The sequence below is a fragment of the Robinsoniella sp. genome, assembly GCF_034124845.1.
The window spans coordinates 1-1,914 of record NZ_JAWYAJ010000198.1 but is presented as its reverse complement, the minus strand read 5'-3'; the positions used below and the strand labels follow the sequence as shown (position 1 = coordinate 1,914).

General features: G+C 37.9%; 4 protein-coding genes. 3 read left to right on the top strand and 1 reads right to left on the bottom strand.

Going from position 1 to position 1,914, the window contains the following annotated elements:
• Positions 1-52 precede the first annotated feature (52 nt).
• The 3 genes from ACH2DQ_RS09215 (at position 53) to ACH2DQ_RS09205 (ending at position 1,811) form a co-directional block, all read left to right on the top strand.
• On the top strand, positions 53-370 hold the full coding sequence (locus ACH2DQ_RS09215) for a DUF4176 domain-containing protein (RefSeq protein WP_394910816.1): 318 nt from the start codon (positions 53-55) through the stop codon (positions 368-370).
• Positions 371-473: 103 nt separating this feature from the next.
• Positions 474-1,457 (top strand): hypothetical protein, encoded by a 984-nt coding sequence (locus ACH2DQ_RS09210; protein WP_394910817.1) that lies wholly within the window; start codon positions 474-476, stop codon positions 1,455-1,457.
• A gap of 24 nt (positions 1,458-1,481) precedes the next feature.
• Complete coding sequence (locus ACH2DQ_RS09205) at positions 1,482-1,811, top strand: DUF4176 domain-containing protein (RefSeq protein ID WP_394910818.1); 330 nt, start codon at positions 1,482-1,484, stop codon at positions 1,809-1,811.
• Positions 1,812-1,815: 4 nt separating this feature from the next.
• Here the strand turns inward: ACH2DQ_RS09205 and ACH2DQ_RS09200 are convergent.
• The coding region (locus ACH2DQ_RS09200; protein WP_395026488.1) for a DUF6783 domain-containing protein at positions 1,816-1,914 on the bottom strand (99 nt) is incomplete at its 5' end.

The following is a 1,914-nucleotide window of genomic DNA, read 5'->3' as shown; positions in this document are numbered from 1 at the left end:
GAGTTACATATTTTCCCATGGAATTAAAATATAAATTTGAGGAGATAATCAGATGAAAAATTTTTTGCCGATTGGCTCAGTAGTACTATTAAAAGAGGCATCAAAAAGGCTTATGATTTGCGGACGTATTCAAATGCGTACAGATGAAGGAGAACGTAAATTATATGATTATTGTGGTTGTCTCTATCCGGAAGGTATATTGGATCTGGAAAGAACTTTTTTATTTAATAATGAAGATATAGATAAAGTTTTCTATATGGGAATGCAAGATGAAGAAGAGTTTAAATTTCGGGCTTATATCCTGGACAAGGTCAAGGATAATCCACTGGGCGAGAAAATTGGAAATATGAGTGAGAATGCTTATGAATAGCTTTGAACCTATAATATTAGTTTAAGAATTCAGCAAGTGCAACTGCATTTGCTGGATTTTGTGTACATTTAAAGCTATTCAAAGAAAGAAGGAGAGGATTTTTATGGGAGAACTGGAAGTTATGCCACTAAAACTAAAATTACAGATTTCTTCATTTCAGAAATTAGAAAGAGATTTAAACGATATAAAAACAGGCATTTCCGAAGTAAAAGGAAATTTATATTTGAAGAATTCTTATTCCTACAATATAAAACGTACTTTACAACAAATAAATGATGAGACTCAGCGTTCGTTTAATCATGTGAAAACTCTTGGAGGCGGTTTGTCAGAAATTGTCAAGCTGTATGAGCAGACGGAAAAAGAAATATCCGGAAGTAAAAATAATTTAAAAGTGATACCGGATGCTTTGCCAGCTTCGAATATAAGTATGGAGTCCCAGGAAGGGGATAAGGCAGATTTTTGGAATGATTTTAAGTCAAATCTTGGATCAGATGTAGCTGGTTCCTTTTTGAAAAGCAGTGGCGCCTTTTTGGGCAGGTTTGCTGGGGAAATTAATATTTTAACTTCAGTTGCCCGAAGCTCCGGTGAAAATGCATTTGTAATTATCAATCCTAATGTGGCAGAAACGACAGCAGCTATGGTTAAAGGCGGAAATGCATTAAAGGCTGGTGCGAAATACGGTTTGCCAATTATAGGCGCGATTATAGATTTTGCAGCAATGAAATTTAGCGGGGAAAGTACCCAGGATGCTTTTGTTAAGACGGGGGCTCACGTAGGAATTGGACTTGCCGGTGGAGCGGCTGGTGCGAAAATAGGGGCGGTTGTAGGCTCAGTAATTCCGGGAGCAGGTACAGTGGCTGGTGCAGCAATAGGATTTGTTGCCGGAGCAGCAATTACAACTGTTGGCAATATGGTGTTTGATTATGTATATGATAACTGGGATGATGTAGTATCCGGTGTTCAGAAAGCCACAGATTATGTAGCAGATAAGGTTAATGATGTTGTGTCGGGAATAGGGGATGCCTTTAGTGATATTGGTAATGCAATAGCAAGTCCATTCCAGTCTCTTGGCGCATTATTTGGATAATTTGATTAGGAAAGGAAGACAAACATGATGGAAAAAATATTGCCGATAGGAAGCGTAGTGATACTAAAACAAGGAAAGCAGAAATTAATGATTATAAATCGAGTTCCATTGTATAACAATGAAGGGACAATCGGCTATTTTGATTATGCGGCATGTGTATATCCGGTAGGGCAGACAGATCAGCAGATGTATTTTTTTAATGAAGAAGACATTAAGGATATTTGTTTTGAAGGGTATCGGGATGAATCGGAAGAAGCTTATTGTAAGGTATACATGGAAAATATACAACAGGTGAGATATCCAAAATTGCAATTGAAGTTTGAAGAGGAGCCAGGCACCCCGGATAGTATTTGATCATTCATTTTATCCATCTGTATGTTGCAAAACGGCAGCTTACCGCTCTAGAGCGTGTTTGAAAATTCATTCCCGCCATCTGCACGCCCCACTTTGCGGCATA

Bases quoted from the DNA above. Each gene is read 5' to 3' on its own strand.
- ACH2DQ_RS09215 (WP_394910816.1), top strand. From the start codon at position 53: ATGAAAAATTTTTTGCCGATTGGCTCAGTAGTACTATTAAAAGAGGCA.
- ACH2DQ_RS09210 (WP_394910817.1), top strand. From the start codon at position 474: ATGGGAGAACTGGAAGTTATGCCACTAAAACTAAAATTACAGATTTCT.
- ACH2DQ_RS09205 (WP_394910818.1), top strand. From the start codon at position 1,482: ATGATGGAAAAAATATTGCCGATAGGAAGCGTAGTGATACTAAAACAA.